The sequence below is a fragment of the Mogibacterium sp. CM50 genome, assembly GCF_000293155.1.
GTDB lineage: Bacteria > Bacillota > Clostridia > Peptostreptococcales > Anaerovoracaceae > Mogibacterium > Mogibacterium timidum.
Window position 1 is genome coordinate 59018 of sequence record NZ_ALNL01000044.1, and the last position, 17385, is coordinate 76402.

Annotated in this window: 14 protein-coding genes and 1 pseudogene; all 15 read left to right on the top strand. The window is 43.0% G+C overall.

What is annotated here, in order from left to right:
- The first annotated feature begins 95 nt into the window (after positions 1 to 95).
- Entirely contained in the window at positions 96 to 1346 is a 1251-nt protein-coding gene (locus HMPREF1152_RS07670) for a competence/damage-inducible protein A (RefSeq protein WP_009644670.1), read from the top strand.
- Positions 1347 to 1595: 249 nt separating this feature from the next.
- Positions 1596 to 2672, top strand: a complete 1077-nt coding sequence (gene recA, locus HMPREF1152_RS07675) for a recombinase RecA (protein WP_009644645.1) — start codon at positions 1596 to 1598, stop codon at positions 2670 to 2672.
- Positions 2673 to 2804: 132 nt separating this feature from the next.
- Positions 2805 to 3110: pseudogene (gene rplU / locus HMPREF1152_RS07680) on the top strand (50S ribosomal protein L21); the annotation flags it as partial.
- A gap of 191 nt (positions 3111 to 3301) precedes the next feature.
- Positions 3302 to 3562: a 50S ribosomal protein L27 gene (rpmA, locus tag HMPREF1152_RS07685; protein ID WP_009644673.1), complete on the top strand. Its 261-nt coding sequence runs from the start codon at positions 3302 to 3304 to the stop codon at positions 3560 to 3562.
- A 50-nt stretch (positions 3563 to 3612) separates the two neighbouring features.
- The gene (gene obgE, locus HMPREF1152_RS07690) at positions 3613 to 4896 is read left to right on the top strand and encodes a GTPase ObgE (RefSeq protein ID WP_009644854.1); all 1284 of its coding nucleotides are present in this window, start codon (positions 3613 to 3615) and stop codon (positions 4894 to 4896) included.
- A gap of 394 nt (positions 4897 to 5290) precedes the next feature.
- Complete coding sequence (locus HMPREF1152_RS07695; protein ID WP_207634901.1) at positions 5291 to 5914, top strand: helix-hairpin-helix domain-containing protein; 624 nt, start codon at positions 5291 to 5293, stop codon at positions 5912 to 5914.
- A gap of 48 nt (positions 5915 to 5962) precedes the next feature.
- Entirely contained in the window at positions 5963 to 6556 is a 594-nt protein-coding gene (locus tag HMPREF1152_RS07700) for a sporulation initiation factor Spo0A (protein WP_009644655.1), read from the top strand.
- Positions 6557 to 6650: 94 nt separating this feature from the next.
- Positions 6651 to 10187, top strand: coding sequence for a pyruvate:ferredoxin (flavodoxin) oxidoreductase (gene nifJ / locus HMPREF1152_RS07705; RefSeq protein ID WP_036381543.1), 3537 nt, complete (start codon positions 6651 to 6653; stop codon positions 10185 to 10187).
- 83 nt (positions 10188 to 10270) lie between these two features.
- Positions 10271 to 10438 (top strand): DUF896 domain-containing protein, encoded by a 168-nt coding sequence (locus HMPREF1152_RS09435; protein WP_009644681.1) that lies wholly within the window; start codon positions 10271 to 10273, stop codon positions 10436 to 10438.
- Between the two features lie 86 nt (positions 10439 to 10524).
- A complete protein-coding gene (gene alaS / locus HMPREF1152_RS07710; protein WP_009644799.1) occupies positions 10525 to 13125 on the top strand; it encodes an alanine--tRNA ligase in 2601 nt (866 codons plus the stop codon).
- A 92-nt stretch (positions 13126 to 13217) separates the two neighbouring features.
- Positions 13218 to 13469 (top strand): IreB family regulatory phosphoprotein, encoded by a 252-nt coding sequence (locus HMPREF1152_RS07715; protein WP_009644620.1) that lies wholly within the window; start codon positions 13218 to 13220, stop codon positions 13467 to 13469.
- A gap of 8 nt (positions 13470 to 13477) precedes the next feature.
- Entirely contained in the window at positions 13478 to 13924 is a 447-nt protein-coding gene (ruvX, locus tag HMPREF1152_RS07720; RefSeq protein WP_009644727.1) for a Holliday junction resolvase RuvX, read from the top strand.
- The gene (locus HMPREF1152_RS07725) at positions 13905 to 14615 is read left to right on the top strand and encodes an IMP cyclohydrolase (RefSeq protein ID WP_009644667.1); all 711 of its coding nucleotides are present in this window, start codon (positions 13905 to 13907) and stop codon (positions 14613 to 14615) included. The genes ruvX and HMPREF1152_RS07725 overlap by 20 nt, the downstream gene beginning before the upstream one ends.
- Positions 14615 to 16051, top strand: coding sequence for an adenylosuccinate lyase (gene purB, locus HMPREF1152_RS07730; protein ID WP_009644702.1), 1437 nt, complete (start codon positions 14615 to 14617; stop codon positions 16049 to 16051). The genes HMPREF1152_RS07725 and purB overlap by 1 nt, the downstream gene beginning before the upstream one ends.
- Before the next feature lie 33 nt (positions 16052 to 16084).
- Positions 16085 to 17272, top strand: a complete 1188-nt coding sequence (locus HMPREF1152_RS07735; RefSeq protein WP_009644629.1) for a phosphoribosylaminoimidazolecarboxamide formyltransferase — start codon at positions 16085 to 16087, stop codon at positions 17270 to 17272.
- Positions 17273 to 17385: the final 113 nt, after the last annotated feature.

Below are 17385 nucleotides of genomic sequence, written 5' to 3' on the forward strand. Positions count from 1 at the left end.
TTGTTACATGCAAGCTGATGCATATATAAATTATATAAAACATTATCGGTGTACTTGAAGGTACGCCGATAATTGCGTAAAGGGGTAATATTTCGATGGATGTTTCAATAATTGCAGTTGGTACCGAGCTTCTCTTTGGTCAGACTGTTAATACTAACGCTACCTATATCTCGAATCAGCTCAACCACATGGGATTTAATGTTATGTATCACCATGTTGTTGGTGATAACCCGGTGAGGCTTAAGGAGCTTGTAAAGGCATCACTTAATGAAATGGACATGGTTATCTGTACCGGTGGTCTAGGACCTACGCAGGATGACCTGACTAAGGAAATCGTTGCGGAGGCCATGGGGGTCGATCTGTACTTTGACGAGAAATGCTATGCGGAAATTAAGTCGTATTTTGACGAGAGGCATCGCAGTATGGCAGAAAATAATCGCAAACAGGCGTACATGCCGGTTGGTGCAGAAATTTTTCATAACGAGGCAGGTACGGCGCCGGCGTTTGGACTGGAGAAGGATGGAAAATGTGCAATCTGCCTGCCCGGTCCGCCAAGGGAAATGAAGTGGCTGTTTAAGCACTGCGTTGTGGATTACCTGAAGAGATTTTCTAGCAAGGAAATGTATTACAAGGTCATCAGAACAATAGGAATAGGAGAATCTGACCTCGAGACCAAACTGATGCCTGTGATTAATAACCAGAGTGATCCGACTATTGCAACTTACGCAAAGGAGGGAGAATGCGCGCTTAGAGTTGCATCGCAACGAGATACTGCCGAAATGGCTAAGTATGCAGTTGATGAGATGATTGAGATGATAGATGGATTGATTGGCGAATACATCTATAGCTATGATGACGATGAGCTTAATCAGGTTGTAGTTCATCAGCTTCAGAGACGAAGACTGTGGCTGTCATCTGCAGAATCGTGTACCGGCGGAATGTTTGCTTCGTGTATCACAGATGTTGCCGGAGCTTCGTCGGTGTTTGCAGAGGGATTTGTAACATATAGTGTAGAGGCAAAATCCGAGATTTTGGGTATAGATACGGCTGTGATTGATAAATTTTCTGTTGTAAGCGGTGAAGTTGCAGTCCTGATGGCAGATGGTGCCAGGAGAAAATCAAAAAGCGACATATCAGTTTCTATAACCGGATATGCTGGCCCTGAAGCGGACGAAGGCAGAGAGAACGGTAATGCATTTATCGGGTATTCTTGCGGAGGTAAGCTCGGCAATAAGCGTGGATTTATAGAATTAAATACCAAGAGAAATGATAGAAAGTGGAATCGGAATTACTTCAAGCTGCGGATGCTGCTGACAGTATATAATATTTTGAATGAAAAGCTTTAAGTTTGAAGGTGGAATAGTTTAATCCGTGATATTTTTAGGATTCGATTTTAGTTCTGCAATGCAGCTCCGGTTGCTCTGATATCGTTTTCTGACGGGAAAATTATAATTATATTAGATAAAAGTGCAGATATTGCAGGATTAGGGGCATTTTTAATTTGACCGTAATCGAGATGAGATTATATAATCTTGACAAATGAAAAGTTTGCATATAGAATACGAACGAATGTTCGATGTGATACAGGAGGAACTATGGCAGGTAAATCAAGCAAATCAGACAAGGGCATTAGCAATATAAATGACAAGGAGAAGGCATTAGAGCATGCTCTTGATGAGATACAGAAGGTGTTTGGCAAGGGCGCCGTCATGAAGCTCGGAGACAATGGGCTTAACAACAGTATAGAAGCGATCTCTACAGGATCTATTTCCTTGGATGTTGCTACCGGTATCGGCGGTGTACCGCGTGGACGTATTGTTGAGATATACGGACCGGAATCTTCTGGTAAGACAACACTCACGCTGCACTGTATTGCAGAGGCTCAGAAAGCGGGAGGAAAGGCTGCATTTATCGATGCTGAGCATGCCCTTGATCCGGTTTATGCCAAGAATCTTGGCGTAGATGTTGATGATTTACTTGTATCACAGCCTGATACCGGAGAGCAGGCGCTTGAGATTTGTGATATGCTCGCGCGCAGTGGAGCTATTGATTTGATTGTAATCGACTCCGTTGCAGCTCTTGTACCTAAGGCAGAGATTCAGGGTGATATGGGAGATTCACACGTAGGGCTACAGGCAAGACTTATGTCACAGGCGCTTAGAAAGATTGCGGGAACAGTTAACAAGACAAATACCTGCGTTATATTTATCAACCAGCTTCGAGAGAAGATTGGAGTTATGTTTGGTAACCCTGAGACAACTACAGGCGGTCGGGCACTTAAATTCTATGCCAGCATGCGCCTTGATGTTAGACGCGCTGATTCGATCAAACGAGGGGATGAGACCATCGGTAATAGAACCAAGGTTAAAATTGTCAAGAATAAGGTTGCGCCTCCATTCAAGCTTGCTGAGTTCGATATCATGTATGGAGAAGGTATTTCCATCGCCGGAGATGTTCTTGACACAGCAACAGATATGAAGTTTATCGATAAAGCTGGTTCGTGGTACAGTTACGAAGGTGAGCGAATTGGTCAGGGGCGTGAGAATGTCAAGGAATTCCTTATCTCTCATCCAGATATCCTTGAGACTCTCAAGATCAAGATTATGGATGAAATTCACGGCAGGGATGAAGATGATCTCAAAGTTGATGAAGACGGTGTAGTTATTGAGTAATTATGCATAACATGTTCTAGGGTTTGACATAAATACTAGAACATGTTATACTTGGTTGGTTAGCCGCTCAGAATGGGTTATAAAGCATAGCACCCGTGATTCTGGCGAGTCTGGTTTGAGGAGGATTTTAATATGTACGCAGTAATTAAGACAGGCGGAAAGCAGTACAGAGTACAGGAGAATGATGTACTTAAGATAGAAAAGCTCGACGCTGCAGTAGGAGAGACAGTTACCTTTGACGAGGTTGTAGCTGTTGGAGGAGATAAGCTTCAGGTAGGTGCACCTTTTGTTGAAGGATGTACAGTTCAAGCCGAGGTACTGGAGCAGGGTAAGAACGAAAAGGTTATTATCTTTAAGTACAAAGCTAAGAAGGACTACAGAAGAAAGAATGGGCACAGACAGCCATACACGCTAGTTAAGGTTACAGGCATCGGCGCAGTAGCTAAGAAGACAGCGCCGGCTAAGGCCAAAGCGGAGATTAAGGCTTCCCTTTCAATGAAGAAGGATGAGCTTCTTGCAATCGCTAATGAGCTTGGAGTTGAGGTTCCGGCTAAGGCTACTAAGGCTGATATTCTTTCGGCAATTGAATCCAAGTAATATAATCAGTTCAATATAGGAGGTGACTAGTCATGTCAAGTAAAAAAGGAGTAGGTAGTTCCAAGAACGGTCGCGATTCCGAGTCGAAACGTTTGGGGCTAAAGATAGGTGCAGGACAGTATGTAAGTGCCGGAAGCATTCTTGTTAGACAGAGAGGAACAAAGTTCCACCCTGGTAACAACGTTGGTATTGGCGGAGATGATACTCTGTTTGCAAAGATCAATGGAAACGTTAAGTTTGAGAGATTTGACAAGAAGAGAAAACAGATCAGCGTATACGGCGAAGAAGCGTAAACTTATTGACCCTTTGTTATGAGGGGTCAATTTTAGTATTGGAGATTGATATGTTCGTAGATAGAGCAGAAATTATAATCACATCCGGAAAGGGCGGAGATGGAGCAGTAACCTTCAGAAGAGAGCCATATGTTCCTGAGGGTGGTCCGGACGGAGGAGACGGCGGAGATGGCGGCAATATAATTTTCGTTGCTGACAGCAACCTGCGCACGCTGATGGATTTCAAATACAAACGCAAATATGAAGCTGAAAATGGTCAAAACGGAATGCGGCGTAAGAAGTACGGAAAGCGCGGCCGGGATTTGGAGATTAAGGTTCCCATAGGAACAATGATTATCGATAAGGAATCCGGACTTCTTATGAAAGATATGGCGGATAAGGGTGACCGACTTGTTGCCGCAAAAGGTGGAAAAGGCGGAAAAGGAAACGTTCATTTCAAGAATTCTATCAGACAGGCACCTAATTTTGCTGAGGCTGGAGAACTGCCCAAGGAAAGGACTGTGATTCTTGAGCTTAAGCTTATAGCGGATGTCGGTTTAGTAGGTTTTCCTAATGTTGGTAAGTCTACACTGCTTTCTGTATCGACAAGCGCCAGACCAAAGGTTGCTAATTATCATTTCACTACTATAGATCCTAATCTTGGGGTCGTTGATATGTATGATAAGAGTTTTGTAATGGCTGATATTGCCGGTATCATTGAGGGTGCTCATGAAGGTATGGGGCTTGGTCTAAAGTTTCTAAAGCACATAGAGCGCACAAAGGTTCTTATTCATGTCGTTGATATCTCCGGAAGTGAAGGCCGTGATCCAATTGATGATTATAAGAAGATAATTGAAGAACTCGGGCAGTACGACGAAAAACTTTTGTCAAAACCGATGCTCGTTGCTGCAAATAAAATCGATGCTGCTTGCGACGAAGAAAGGCTTGAAAATTTTGTAAAGTTTGTTGAAGCGGATGGTAAGCGTGTCTTTAAGATTTCGGCCGTAGCTAGACAAGGGGTGCAGGAACTGCTCAATGCCGCACTTAATGAGCTGGAGAATTACATTGAACCTGAAAGTGATGAGATTGAGTATTTTGATTTTGTGCGGGATGAAATAGATGAGGATTTCAAGAAGCTAAAAGCTTATCGAGATTTGGACGGAGTGTATGTACTGGAAGGCAAGCAGTTGTCCAAGATATTTAGATCTACTAATTTCAACGATATTGGTTCGATGAGATATCTATATAAGTTTATAGTTGATAGAGGCGGGATTAAGATGCTTGAGAAGCTTGGACTCAAGGAAGGCGATACTGTCAGGATCGAGGACTATGAATTCGAATACTATGAAGATTAGTGCCCGTGCGGATAAACATAAGAAAATACGATATATGAGCCTAATTGAATAATTATACAAAATATATGGAGGCGTGTGCTGTCATCCACTAGATGCTGTGCAGTTAGATATGTTTACGATAATTGGTGAATACGAGATTGCATTATTTGTAATCTGTATTCACCTTTTTTATGAGATCTTTTTATAATTTCTACGGCATGCATGGTATATACATATGATCAATCCCTTTAAATCACACTATTATAATGTCTAATTAACAAATAATTTATGGTTAAATTTTATGACAAACCAATATTCAAATATATTGAAAAATAATTGTCTAAATTGTATTATATTTATAGTTGAATCTTGCCCCAAGAAAGGGCAAAATATGAAAATCTTTGATAGTGACCAAGTGAGTCGAGCAGTTCAGTGCATAAAATTTCAATTTTCTAAGGATAGGAAGCTCAAGTATAAGATAGGCATATTGATAGTAATCTTGGTGGGTGCCGCTGTGCTGCATATTAAGTCGAGTAACGCTAATACGATAAAGCTTGACAAAGCTGATAAAGTCAAAACTAAGGAGGTAGCAGAGCACAAGGAAGAGTTCTACATTGATATAAGCGGGGCAGTGAATTCACCAGGGGTATATAAGGTGGAGAAGAAGACCAGAGTTTTTGAGTTGATCGAAAAAGCCGGCGGTCTTAAAGAAGGTGCTAATCTTGATGCGATTAATCAGGCTGAGTTTGTTCAGGACGGACAAAAGCTTGTGATACCGAGCAAAATCGACAGCGGTGATGCCTCTGAATGTGATTCCGGCAGAAGCACCGCGGGAAAATCCGAAAAGGGAGGTCTGATCAACATTAATTTGGCGGATAAGCCGAAACTTACTGAGCTTCCTGGTGTAGGAGACGCGATTGCTCAGAGGATTATAGATTATCGCAAGGGACACAGATTTACTAAAATTGAAGATCTTAAACAGGTAAAAGGGATTGGAGAAGCGACATTTGAAAAGCTAAAAGGTATGATTACAGTCTAATGTCAGAGTGTGGACATTAGCAGGTATGTTGAGAAGGACAGGTTGACTATGAATACCAAACTAAATCTAAATGAAGTTTCTAATTCTTCTAAAAAAATTCCAGATCCGTTATGCGGCATAGACTTTTTAAAAAATGAGCCCATAAGTTCAGCATTAAATTTCATAAATCCGGAGAGGCATCTTGGAGATTTTAAACTCAAGATTATCTTTGCGGAAATTCAAAAATTAATATTTTACAGAATGGAAGGTGTTTATGATTTAGATTATCTTGTCGATGAGCATTTGCTGAGAAAAGTTTTGTTGGGATTAATTCTGATGCCAGATAGAATAGGTACATATTACTTGGTTGAAGCCGTGATTGTCTGTAAGTATTTACTCATTGATAACAGTGTTGTTGTCGTTGGCGAAGTATACAAGTGTGTTGCTGAGAAGTTCAATGTATCACCGGAAGCCGTAGAGAAATCTATTCGTAAGACTATGAAGGTCTTATGGGAAACTTATCGATGTGGATCGAAGGATACCGTTGTTTATGACTACATATTTCCTAGCATATATTCGTCACCGACTAACAAAGAAATTATAACATTTATGGCTATGAATGTTTTGGGAATTCAGAATTTCTTAGAGGCTGTAACTGCATAAAATACAAGTGTTTGCAGTATCCATTTTCATTGAATGGATATATGAATCATGTTAAACTATAGCCATTGAAATAAAGAAAGTTGGGGCATCTAGGATGAATAAAGTAAAAAGGATAAAGAAGACTATGGATGGCAACACGGCTGCGGCTCATGTTGCATATGCTTTTTCGGAAGTTTCCGCGATTTACCCGATCACGCCATCTTCAGTCATGGCCGAAAATATTGATAAATGGGCTTCAGAAGGACGGAAGAATCTGTTTGGGGAAAAGGTTTGCATAGTGGAGATGCAGTCAGAGGGCGGCGCAGCCGGAGCTGTACACGGAGCTCTCAACACAGGCGCTTTAACAAGCACATATACGTCATCTCAGGGATTATTGCTAATGATTCCCAATATGTATAAAATCGCCGGTGAACAGTTACCTGGCGTATTTCACGTAGCAGCAAGGGCTGTATCTACGCATGCACTATCCATATTTGGAGATCACTCCGACGTCATGGCTGCTAGAGCAACTGGCGTTGGAATGATTGCTGCGAATAGTCCTCAAGAGGTTATGGATCTCGCTGCAGTATCTCATCTTGCTGCGATTAAGTCGAGCATGCCAATACTTCATTTTTTTGACGGATTCAGGACGAGCCATGAGCAGCAGAAGATTGAGGTATGGGATTATGATACGCTGGGATCTCTGCTGGATTATGATGCAGTGGACAAATTTAGGAATCGCGCCAACAATCCATGTCATCCTCATCTAATGGGATCTGCTGAACAGCCAGAGACATTTTTTCAACATAATGAAGCTAGAAATAAATCCTACGATGAATCAATTGATATAATTAAAGGCGTTATGGATCAGGTTAATAAATGTATCGGCACTGATTATAAGCCATTTAACTATTATGGAGCACCTGATGCCACAGATGTAATCGTCGCGATGGGATCCGTATGCGAAACTGCAGCGGAAGTTGTTGATTACCTTAATAAAAACGACGGTAGAAAGGTTGGATTGATAAAGGTTAGGCTGTTTAGACCGTTCTCTAGCAAATGTTTTGTAGAAGAACTCCCTAATACAGTTAAGAATATCTCTGTTTTAGACAGAACAAAGGAGCCGGGTTCAAATGGTGAGCCCCTCTATCTGGATGTTGTCTCTGCGCTTGCAGATGCTGAGGATATTCGCGTTAAATTGACAAGAGGTCGTTATGGACTCGGATCAAAGGACACACAGCCTGGCGATATCATTGCTGTGTATGACAACATGGCTTCTGACATACCTAAGAAAGAATTTACCATCTCCATCACAGACGATGTGACAAATCTATCGTTGGAGAGAAAATCAAACCCAATAGTTTCGGCTGAGGGAACAGTTGCATGTAAGTTCTGGGGACTTGGTGCTGATGGAACTGTTGGAGCTAATAAAAATAGTGTCAAGATTATAGGAAATCATACAGACAGGTATGTTCAGGCTTACTTCCAGTATGATTCCAAAAAGTCTGGCGGAGTTACTATTTCTCATTTGAGATTTGGAGACAATCCAATAAGATCAACCTATTATGTTAACTCTGCTGATTTCATCGCATGTCATAGTGCGTCGTACATGCATAAGTATGACATTGTACAGGATGTAAATCCCGGCGGCATATTCCTTCTAAACTGTAGCTGGTCTGATGAGGAGCTAGATAAGAATCTGCCTGCTGCTGCTAAAAGATACATCGCTGAAAACAACATTCAGTTTTATACGTGTGACGCTGTCAAGCTTGCCAATGAAGTCGGTCTCGGATCTAGAAGAACTAATACTGTACTTCAGGCAGCGTTCTTTAAGCTTGTTAATATAATGCCTATCGAAGAGGCGGTAGATTACATGAAGGCCGCAATCAAGAAGAGCTATATTAGCAAGGGTGATGATATCGTGTCTATGAACTGCAAAGCTGTAGATGCCGGTGTTTCGCATGTTCACAAGGTTGCAGTGCCTGACCTCTGGAGGTCGATAACCGTTAGTGACGACAAGGTAGAGCTTCAATCAGACAGACCGGAGATGGTTAAGTATCTCAATGATATATTGATTACAGACGCTGCTATGAAGGGCGATGAGATTCCTACCTCTAAGTTCCTTGATTTTGCAGACGGACTTATTCCGGCAGGAACCGCAGCATTTGAAAAGCGAGGGATCGCAATAGATGTTCCACTATGGATAGCTGATAACTGCATACAGTGCAATCTCTGTGCATATTCGTGTCCGCATGGTGTAATCAGACCTTTTGCTCTCAGCGATGCGGATGCGAAGGCAGCAGGTGGAATCACCTTACAATCAAAGGCTAATGGCGACTTCCGGTTCATGATCTCCGTATCTACTGTCAACTGCACCGGCTGTGGTTCTTGTGTCGATGTGTGTCCTGCAAAGGAAAAGGCGCTAAAGATGATTCCTTATGAAGACGAGCGTTCCGCTGCTCAGCAGAAGGTGTTTGAATATGCAAATGACCATACTGACGAGCGGATACTTGATGGCAATAGGGAAAATCCAAGGAATATCGGATTTATCAAGCCTCTACTCGAGTTTTCGGGAGCTTGCCCGGGATGTGGTGAGACCCCGTATGCTAAACTTGTTACACAGCTATTTGGTGATAGAATGTTTATCGCTAACGCTACTGGTTGTTCCTCAATCTGGGGCGGAAGCGCTCCAAGTACGCCTTATACCATCAATCGTGAGGGTAGAGGTCCGGCGTGGTCCAACTCTCTGTTTGAAGACAATGCGGAGTTTGGTTTAGGTATGGCTATTTCAATGAAAACCCGCAGAAATGAAATGAGATCAGCGGTTAAGAGATTGGCTGACAAAAAGGCGTTCCACAAGGAGGCAACAGAGTGGATCGAAGCCATGGATGATGACCGTGTAGCTGAGTTGGCGGCAGCCAAGCTGATAAGTGTATGCTCTGGCAGCGACAACGATGATGCTAAATTTGTGATGAACAATCGGGATTTACTGCCAAAACCATCAATGTGGATTTTTGGTGGCGATGGCTGGGCTTACGATATCGGATACGGCGGTCTTGACCACGTAATCGCATCCGGCGAAAATGTCAATATATTGGTATTTGATACTGAAGTTTATTCCAATACCGGAGGGCAGGCTTCAAAGGCGACACCTGCCGGTGCTATCGCACAGTTTGCTGCATCTGGTAAGACTGTAGGCAAGAAGAATCTCGCTGAGATTGCGATGTCGTACGGATACGTATATGTTGCACAAGTTGCGATGGGTGCAAATCCAAGTCAGACGCTTGCTGCTCTTAGAGAAGCCGAGTCATATAATGGACCATCGATTGTAATCGCGTACTCACCATGTATTAATCATGGCATTAGAGCCGGTATGAATTGCTCGATGAACGAGATGAAGAAGGCTGTACAGTCAGGATATTGGAATCTATTTAGATTCGATCCTCGAAGGACGGCAAATGGCCAAAATCCCTTGATGCTGGACAGCAAGAAGCCGACTCTTGAATACAATGATTTTTTGAAGGGTGAGGTCAGATATAGGGCTCTAGAGCAGACTAATCCTAAGAGAGCTAAGCAGCTTTTCGCTGAAGCTGCAAAGCAGGCGAACGATAGATACGAGACTCTTGTTAAGAGAAGCAAGATGGATAAATAGTACGTATACGTCGCGTGCATGTCATACTCACAAAAGTGAGTATGACATGCTTACATAATAGGATATTTTATGATGGAGGATCAATGAAAAAGGAAAAAATCGATAGAATCAATGAGCTTGCTCACAAGAAAAAATCTGAGGGCCTTACTCCTGATGAAGTGCTTGAGCAAGCTGAACTCAGAAGAGAATTTTTAGCTGAAATAAGGGCTGATGTGAAAAGTCAACTTGAAAGCATAGAAATAGTAGATTAATTGAGATACCGGAGTGCTAATTGCTTGAGAATATTGGAGTTTCAGTATACAATATAGGCATTGTATATAAGGGAGAGTGTTGTTGAATGGAAAAACTGGGTCTTAACGAAATAAGAGATATGTTCCGTGATTTCTTCGTTAGTAAGGGTCACTATGCGGCAGGTAGTGCATCGCTTATTCCTAAGAATGATAAGAGCTTGCTCATCATCAACTCGGGAATGGCACCACTTAAACCATATTTTGCAGGTGTTGAAACTCCACCCTCAAAGAGGATGACTACATGCCAGAAGTGTATTAGGACCGGAGACATAGAAAACGTCGGTAAGACATCTCGCCATGGGACTTTCTTTGAAATGCTCGGAAACTTCAGCTTTGGAGACTATTTCAAGGAAGAGTCGCTGACTTGGGGATGGGAATTTATAACACAGTATCTCAAGATGCCAACTGACAAGCTATGGGCTACTATCTACACTGATGACGATGAGGCGCACGATATTTGGGTTAAGCTGGGAATGCCTGAAGAGAGAATCGTTAGACTTGGTAAGGAAGACAATTTCTGGGAGATTGGACTTGGTCCATGCGGACCATGTTCAGAGATTTACTATGATAGAGGAGAGGAATACGGCTGTGGCGATCCTGACTGCAAGCCTGGATGCGAATGTGATAGATATATCGAGTTTTGGAATCATGTGTTCTCACAGTTCTCTAAGGAAGAGGATGGATCATATTCAAACCTCGCGCATCCTAATATCGATACCGGAATGGGCCTTGAGAGACTTGCATGCATCATGCAGGATGTTGATTCTATCTTTGATATAGATACTATCAGAAGAATTCTGGATGCTGTTGCGAAGATGGCGGATGTGAAGTATCAAGCCGGTGATGACACAGCTGATGTCAGTCTTAGAATTATTACCGACCACCTGCGTTCTATGGTCTTTATGATTGCTGATGGTATTATGCCCAGCAACGAGGGCAGAGGATACGTGCTTAGACGTCTTATCAGGAGAGCTGCCAGGCAAGGGAGGCTTCTTGGAATCAAAGAGAAAAATTTCTTGGCAGAGCTGATGGATTCTGTAGTTGAAGTTTCCGGGAGTGCTTACCCCGAACTCGTTGACAAGTATGACTATATAAAGAAAATAATTACTATCGAGGAAGAACAGTTTGCAAAGACGATGGATAAGGGCCTGGGGATTCTCGAAGAGTACGCCGCTGCACTGGAAAGGTCCGGAAGGACAGTGCTAGATGGTGCAGATGCGTTTAAGCTATATGATACATATGGCTTCCCTGTTGAGATGACTGAAGAAATTCTTGCCGATAGAAGCATCACTGTGGATATGGATGGTTTCAAGGATAACATGAATCGGCAGAAGGAACTGGCTCGTCAGGGTCAGAAGTCTACAGCTGAGGTAGCATGGAAGGATGCTGCAGAGTACGACAAGCTGCCTAAGACTGAATTCCTCGGATACACTGAAACTGAAGCCGAAGCTGAGGTGCTGTATTCCAGCAGTAACGATGGCAAGGATATACTGATTTTTGACAGAACTCCATTTTACGCTACGGGTGGCGGACAGCTACACGATGCCGGAGTAATTACTGTCGCAGGAAATGACTACCATGTAGTGGATGTAACAAAAGAGAATGACATTTATCTGCACTTTGTCGATGAATCGGCTGATGCTGTAAGTGCCGGAGATAAGGCGATGCTTAAGATAGATGCTGTTTGCAGAAACAGAACCGCTAGAGGGCACAGCGCTACTCATATCTTGCAGCAGGCTCTTAAGGATGTACTGGGCGATCACGTAGCCCAGGCCGGATCATACGTGGACGAAGCGTATTTGAGATTTGATTTCAATCACTTTGAGGCGATGAGTTTTGCACAGATCAAGCAGGTTGAGGATATTGTAAATGCCAAGATTGATGCATTTCTCCCTATCCGCATGCAGGAGATGAAAATTGAAGAAGCTCAGAAGCTGGGGGCTACGGCAATTTTCGGTGAAAAGTACGGTGAGATTGTCAGAGTTGTAAGCATGGGCGACTACAGCGTCGAGTTCTGTGGTGGTACTCATATCGATAATACCGGCAAAATCGGAGCCTTCAGGATTACAGCTGAAGTTGGTATTGCATCCGGAATTAGAAGAATTGAGGCGATTACCGGAACTCAGGTTATCGATTATCTTGAGAGTAAGGAAAGCCTGATTTCAAACGTATGTACAGCTATTAAATCTAATCCAAATGATCTGGAAAAGAGGGCTGCACAGCTAGTTGCCGATAATAAGGAGCTGGAGAAGACAGTTAAATCATTAAAAGCAGATGAGCTTGCGGGGGCTCTTGACGACGTTATCTTGGCTGGCGTTGATATCAATGGCATCAAGCTAATTACGAGAAGATTTGACAATACGGACGTAGAACAGCTCAGAGAGATGGCTGATGCTATCAAATCCAGGGAGAGCAAATCTATATTTGTGGCAGCTGCAGTTAATGATGGCAAGATTGCTATCATAGTTTCGGTAAGTGACGAGCTTGTAAGTGATGGCTTCCATGCAGGGAAGCTTGTTAAGGAAATAGCTCAGGTGGCTGGTGGAAATGGCGGTGGCAAGGCCGGTATGGCTCAGGCTGGGGCTAAGGATGTGAGCAAGCTGGATGAGGCATTTGCGCTGGCAGAGAAGCTGGTAGTAAGTAAATAAAGTTAGCAAGTCGACGGGCAGATGTGTAACAGACTTATTTGCCTATCAACTAAAATATATTTTTATATGATTTTATAAAATAGGAGGCAGATATGAGCAAGGACACTATTTTGTTTGAAAGCGCAAAGATGAAACAGCTTTCCAATAAAGAAGCGCTTCATCAGATTTATGATTCCCTACAGGAGAGAGGCTATAATGCTATCGATCAGATGGTAGGCTACTTGACATCCGGTGATCCATCTTATATTACAAGCCACAATGATGCCAGAAATTTGATTCTCAAGATTGATAGAGACGAGCTCCTTGAGGAGATCCTCAAGTCTTATCTTGAACTGGATAAATAGAATTATTTATGAGAAAAATAGGACTTGATGTCGGTGATAAGACGATAGGAATTGCAGTAAGTGATCTGCTGGATATCACTGCGCAGGGAGTCACTACGATAGAGCGTGTTGGTATTCGAAAGGACACTACCAAGGTGCTTGGTTTAGTGCGCGAATACGAGTGTGATACTATTGTGGTAGGGCTTCCTCTTGGCCTTGACGGAACCGACAGTATACAGACTGAAAAAGTACGTGAATTCCGTACTATGCTTGAAAATAAGCTTAGAAGTTCAGGTCTTGCACATGTAAAGCTTGTGTGGCAAGATGAAAGATTTACAACCAAACTTGCGGAAAACATCCTCATAGCCGGCGATGTTAAAAGGGGCGACCGCAAAAAGGTAATAGATAAGCAGGCAGCTATAATAATATTGCAGAGTTATTTAGATAGGGTGAGCAATGAACAAGATACAAATTAACGAACTTAGTTTTCTCGCTTCTAATGACTATTGGGGCAGGGGCATCCTGATTGGAAAAACATCAAGGAGGATTGCCGTTGCCTATTTTATAATGGGAAGAAGTGAAAATAGCCGTAACAGAGTGTTTTACCAAGATGCCGATATGATTGCTATCGCACCGTTTGATAAGAATGCCGAAATAGATCCAACACTCATCATATATTATCCCGTTAAGACTAACGGTAGAAATCTTATTGTCACTAATGGCGATCAAACCGATACAGTCGAGGAATTCCTCAACGAGGGAAAAACTTTTGAAGAAGCTCTCAGAACTAGATGCTTTGAGCCGGACGCTCCGCACTTCACTCCTAGAATCAGCAGCATTCTGAATATGGTAGATGGTTCCTACAAGCTCAGCATTCTCAAGGATTCAGATGGTCATGGAACTGATTGCAGCAGATATTTCTATGAGTATGCATCTCGAGATAACACAGGACATTTCATACATACCTATGAGGGCAATGATTCGCCATTACCTACATTTGAAGGGGAACCAAAGTTGTTCAGAATTCCCGATTCCTTTGAAGAATTTAGCGAGACAATCTGGAACAGCCTGGATGCAGACAATAAGATTGCTCTGTGCACTATGATGATTGATTTTGATACGCTCGAGAGGGAAGTTAAAATTTACAATAAGAGGATGGGGGACTAATGGAAACTACAAGATTGCAATATATGTCGCCGCTGTCGACCAGATATGCGAGCAAGGAGATGAAGTATATCTTCTCCGAAAAGAAGAAATTCACTACCTGGCATGAGCTGTGGATTGCTCTAGCTAAAGCAGAGCGCGAGCTGGGGCTTGATATCACTGAAGAACAGATTCAGGAGATGGAAGCCAATAAGGATATTGTGGATTTTGAGGTTGCCGAAGCTCGTGAGAAGGATGTTCGCCATGACGTAATGAGTCACGTATATGCATTCGGCAAGCGTTGCCCCAAGGCAGAGGCTATAATTCATCTCGGTGCTACATCGTGTTACGTTGGTGATAATACCGACGTTCTGTTGATGAAGAAGGCTCTTGAGCTGATTCTTGAGAAGTCTGTACAGGTGCTTATCAATCTCAAGAAATTTGCGAGAGAATACAAAGATATGCCTTGTCTGGCGTATACACATCTTCAGCCGGCTCAGCTCACAACGGTTGGCAAGAGAGCTTCGCTGTGGATGTATGAACTATCCCTTGATGTGGTTGAGCTTGAGCGAAGACTCACGGATCTTCGCATGCTTGGCTCAAAGGGTACAACCGGTACTCAGGCCAGCTTCATGGAGCTCTTTAACAACGATGAATCCAAAGTCAAGAAGCTTGACGAGATTATAGCAAATACCTTTGGCGTGTCCGGATGTGTCCCGGTTTCAGGACAGACGTACACTCGTAAAGTAGACGCTAACATATTATCGTCGCTTTCAGGGCTTGCACAGAGCGCATCAAAGTTTTCTAATGATCTTAGAATTCTGCAGTCATTCGGCGAGATGGAGGAGCCTTTTGAGAGGCATCAGATTGGATCATCTGCGATGCCTTACAAACGCAATCCAATGAGATCCGAAAGAATCACATCGCTTGCCAGATATGTCATTATTGATTCGCTAAATCCGGCTATTACAGCTGCTACGCAGTGGTTTGAGAGAACCCTGGATGACTCGGCTAACAAGAGAATTTCGGTCCCTGAAGCTTTTTTAGCTTTGGACGGGATTCTTAATCTGTATATCAATATCACAAGTGATATGGTAGTGTACCCTAAAGTAATAAATGCTCGTACAATGGAAAAGCTTCCGTTCATTGCAACTGAGAACATAATGATGGAGGCCGTTAAGAAGGGCGGCAACAGACAGGCGCTGCACGAGCAGATTAGGATCCATTCACATGCTGCAACACTAAGAGTCAAGAGAGATGGTCTCAACAACGACCTTGTAGATAGGATTGCCAATGATTCATCTTTTGGATTATCAAGGGATGAAATTATGGCGGCTATGGATCCGAAGTTGTATGTGGGTAGAAGTCATTCACAGGTCGAGGAATTAATCAGCGATGTGATAGATCCTATCATCGGGCGTCATCCACAAAAGGCAATCGAGACAGAGATTAACTTATGATTTCGCTTTATTAGTGTTAGGGTGGTGGAATTAATGAAAAATATCGAACTAAAATATGGATGTAATCCTAATCAGAAACCGGCTTCTGTATATATGGAAGATGGTTCTGAGCTGCCTTTCGAGGTTCTGAATGGCAGACCCGGGTATATCAACCTGCTGGATGCACTTAACGGATGGCAGCTGGTGAGTGAAATCAAAGCAGCAACAGGAAAGGCTGCTGCTGCGTCCTTTAAGCATGTTAGCCCGTCCGCTGCAGCTGTTGGCAGAGTTATGAGCGATAGGCTTAAGAAGGCTTGCTTTGTTGATGATGTTCCCGGGCTCGATGAATCTCCAATTGCAACTGCCTACGCCAGAGCTAGAGGTACAGATAGAATGTCATCTTTTGGAGATTTTATCGCACTAAGCGATGTGTGCGATGAGACCTGCGCAAGACTCGTCAAGCGCGAGGTTTCTGATGGCATCATTGCACCCGGATTTACAGATGAAGCTCTTGAGCTTCTCAAGCAGAAGAAAAAGGGCAATTATCTTATTCTCAAGGTTAAATCGGATTTCAAGGCTCCGGATGTGGAGACAAAACAGGTATTTGGGATAACCTTTGAACAGAAGCATAACGACATCAAGATTGACAGGTCGTGCCTAGAGCAGGTTGTAACGGAAAATAAGAATATTACGGAGGAGGCAAAGGAGGATCTCGTAATTGCCCTTATTGCGCTTAAATACACGCAGTCCAATTCAGTTGCATATGCTGTTGATGGACAGACTATTGGTGTAGGAGCAGGACAGCAGTCGAGGGTACATTGTACCAGACTTGCCGGAGCAAAGGCAGATAACTGGCATCTGCGACAGACAGATATGGTTCTGAATCTGCCATTCAAAAGGGGGGTCAAGAGACCTGATAAGGATAATTTTATCGACAGATATATTGCTATGGAGGATACGCCAGAGTCACGTGGAGATATCGAGTGGGAGACACTCTTCTGCGAAAAGCCACAGCCATTTACAATTGAGGAGAAGAAAAAAATCCTCTCTGCGATAAGCGGCGTTTCTGTTGCGTCGGATGCGTTTTTTCCATTTAGCGACAATATTGACAGAGCTCATGAGAGCGGTGCAACATATATTGCTCAGCCTGGCGGATCAACTCGTGACGACCTGGTAATTGAGTCGTGCAACAAGTACGGAATCGCAATGGCATTTACAGGATTTAGATTATTCCATCACTAGGAACACCAGGAAGAAAAGCCTAGCTGCTGCTTGACGAACGTAGCGGCTAGGCGTACATTGTATGAATTGAAGTTATCACTTGTGTGTAAAAGGGCGATGAATGACATGAATGA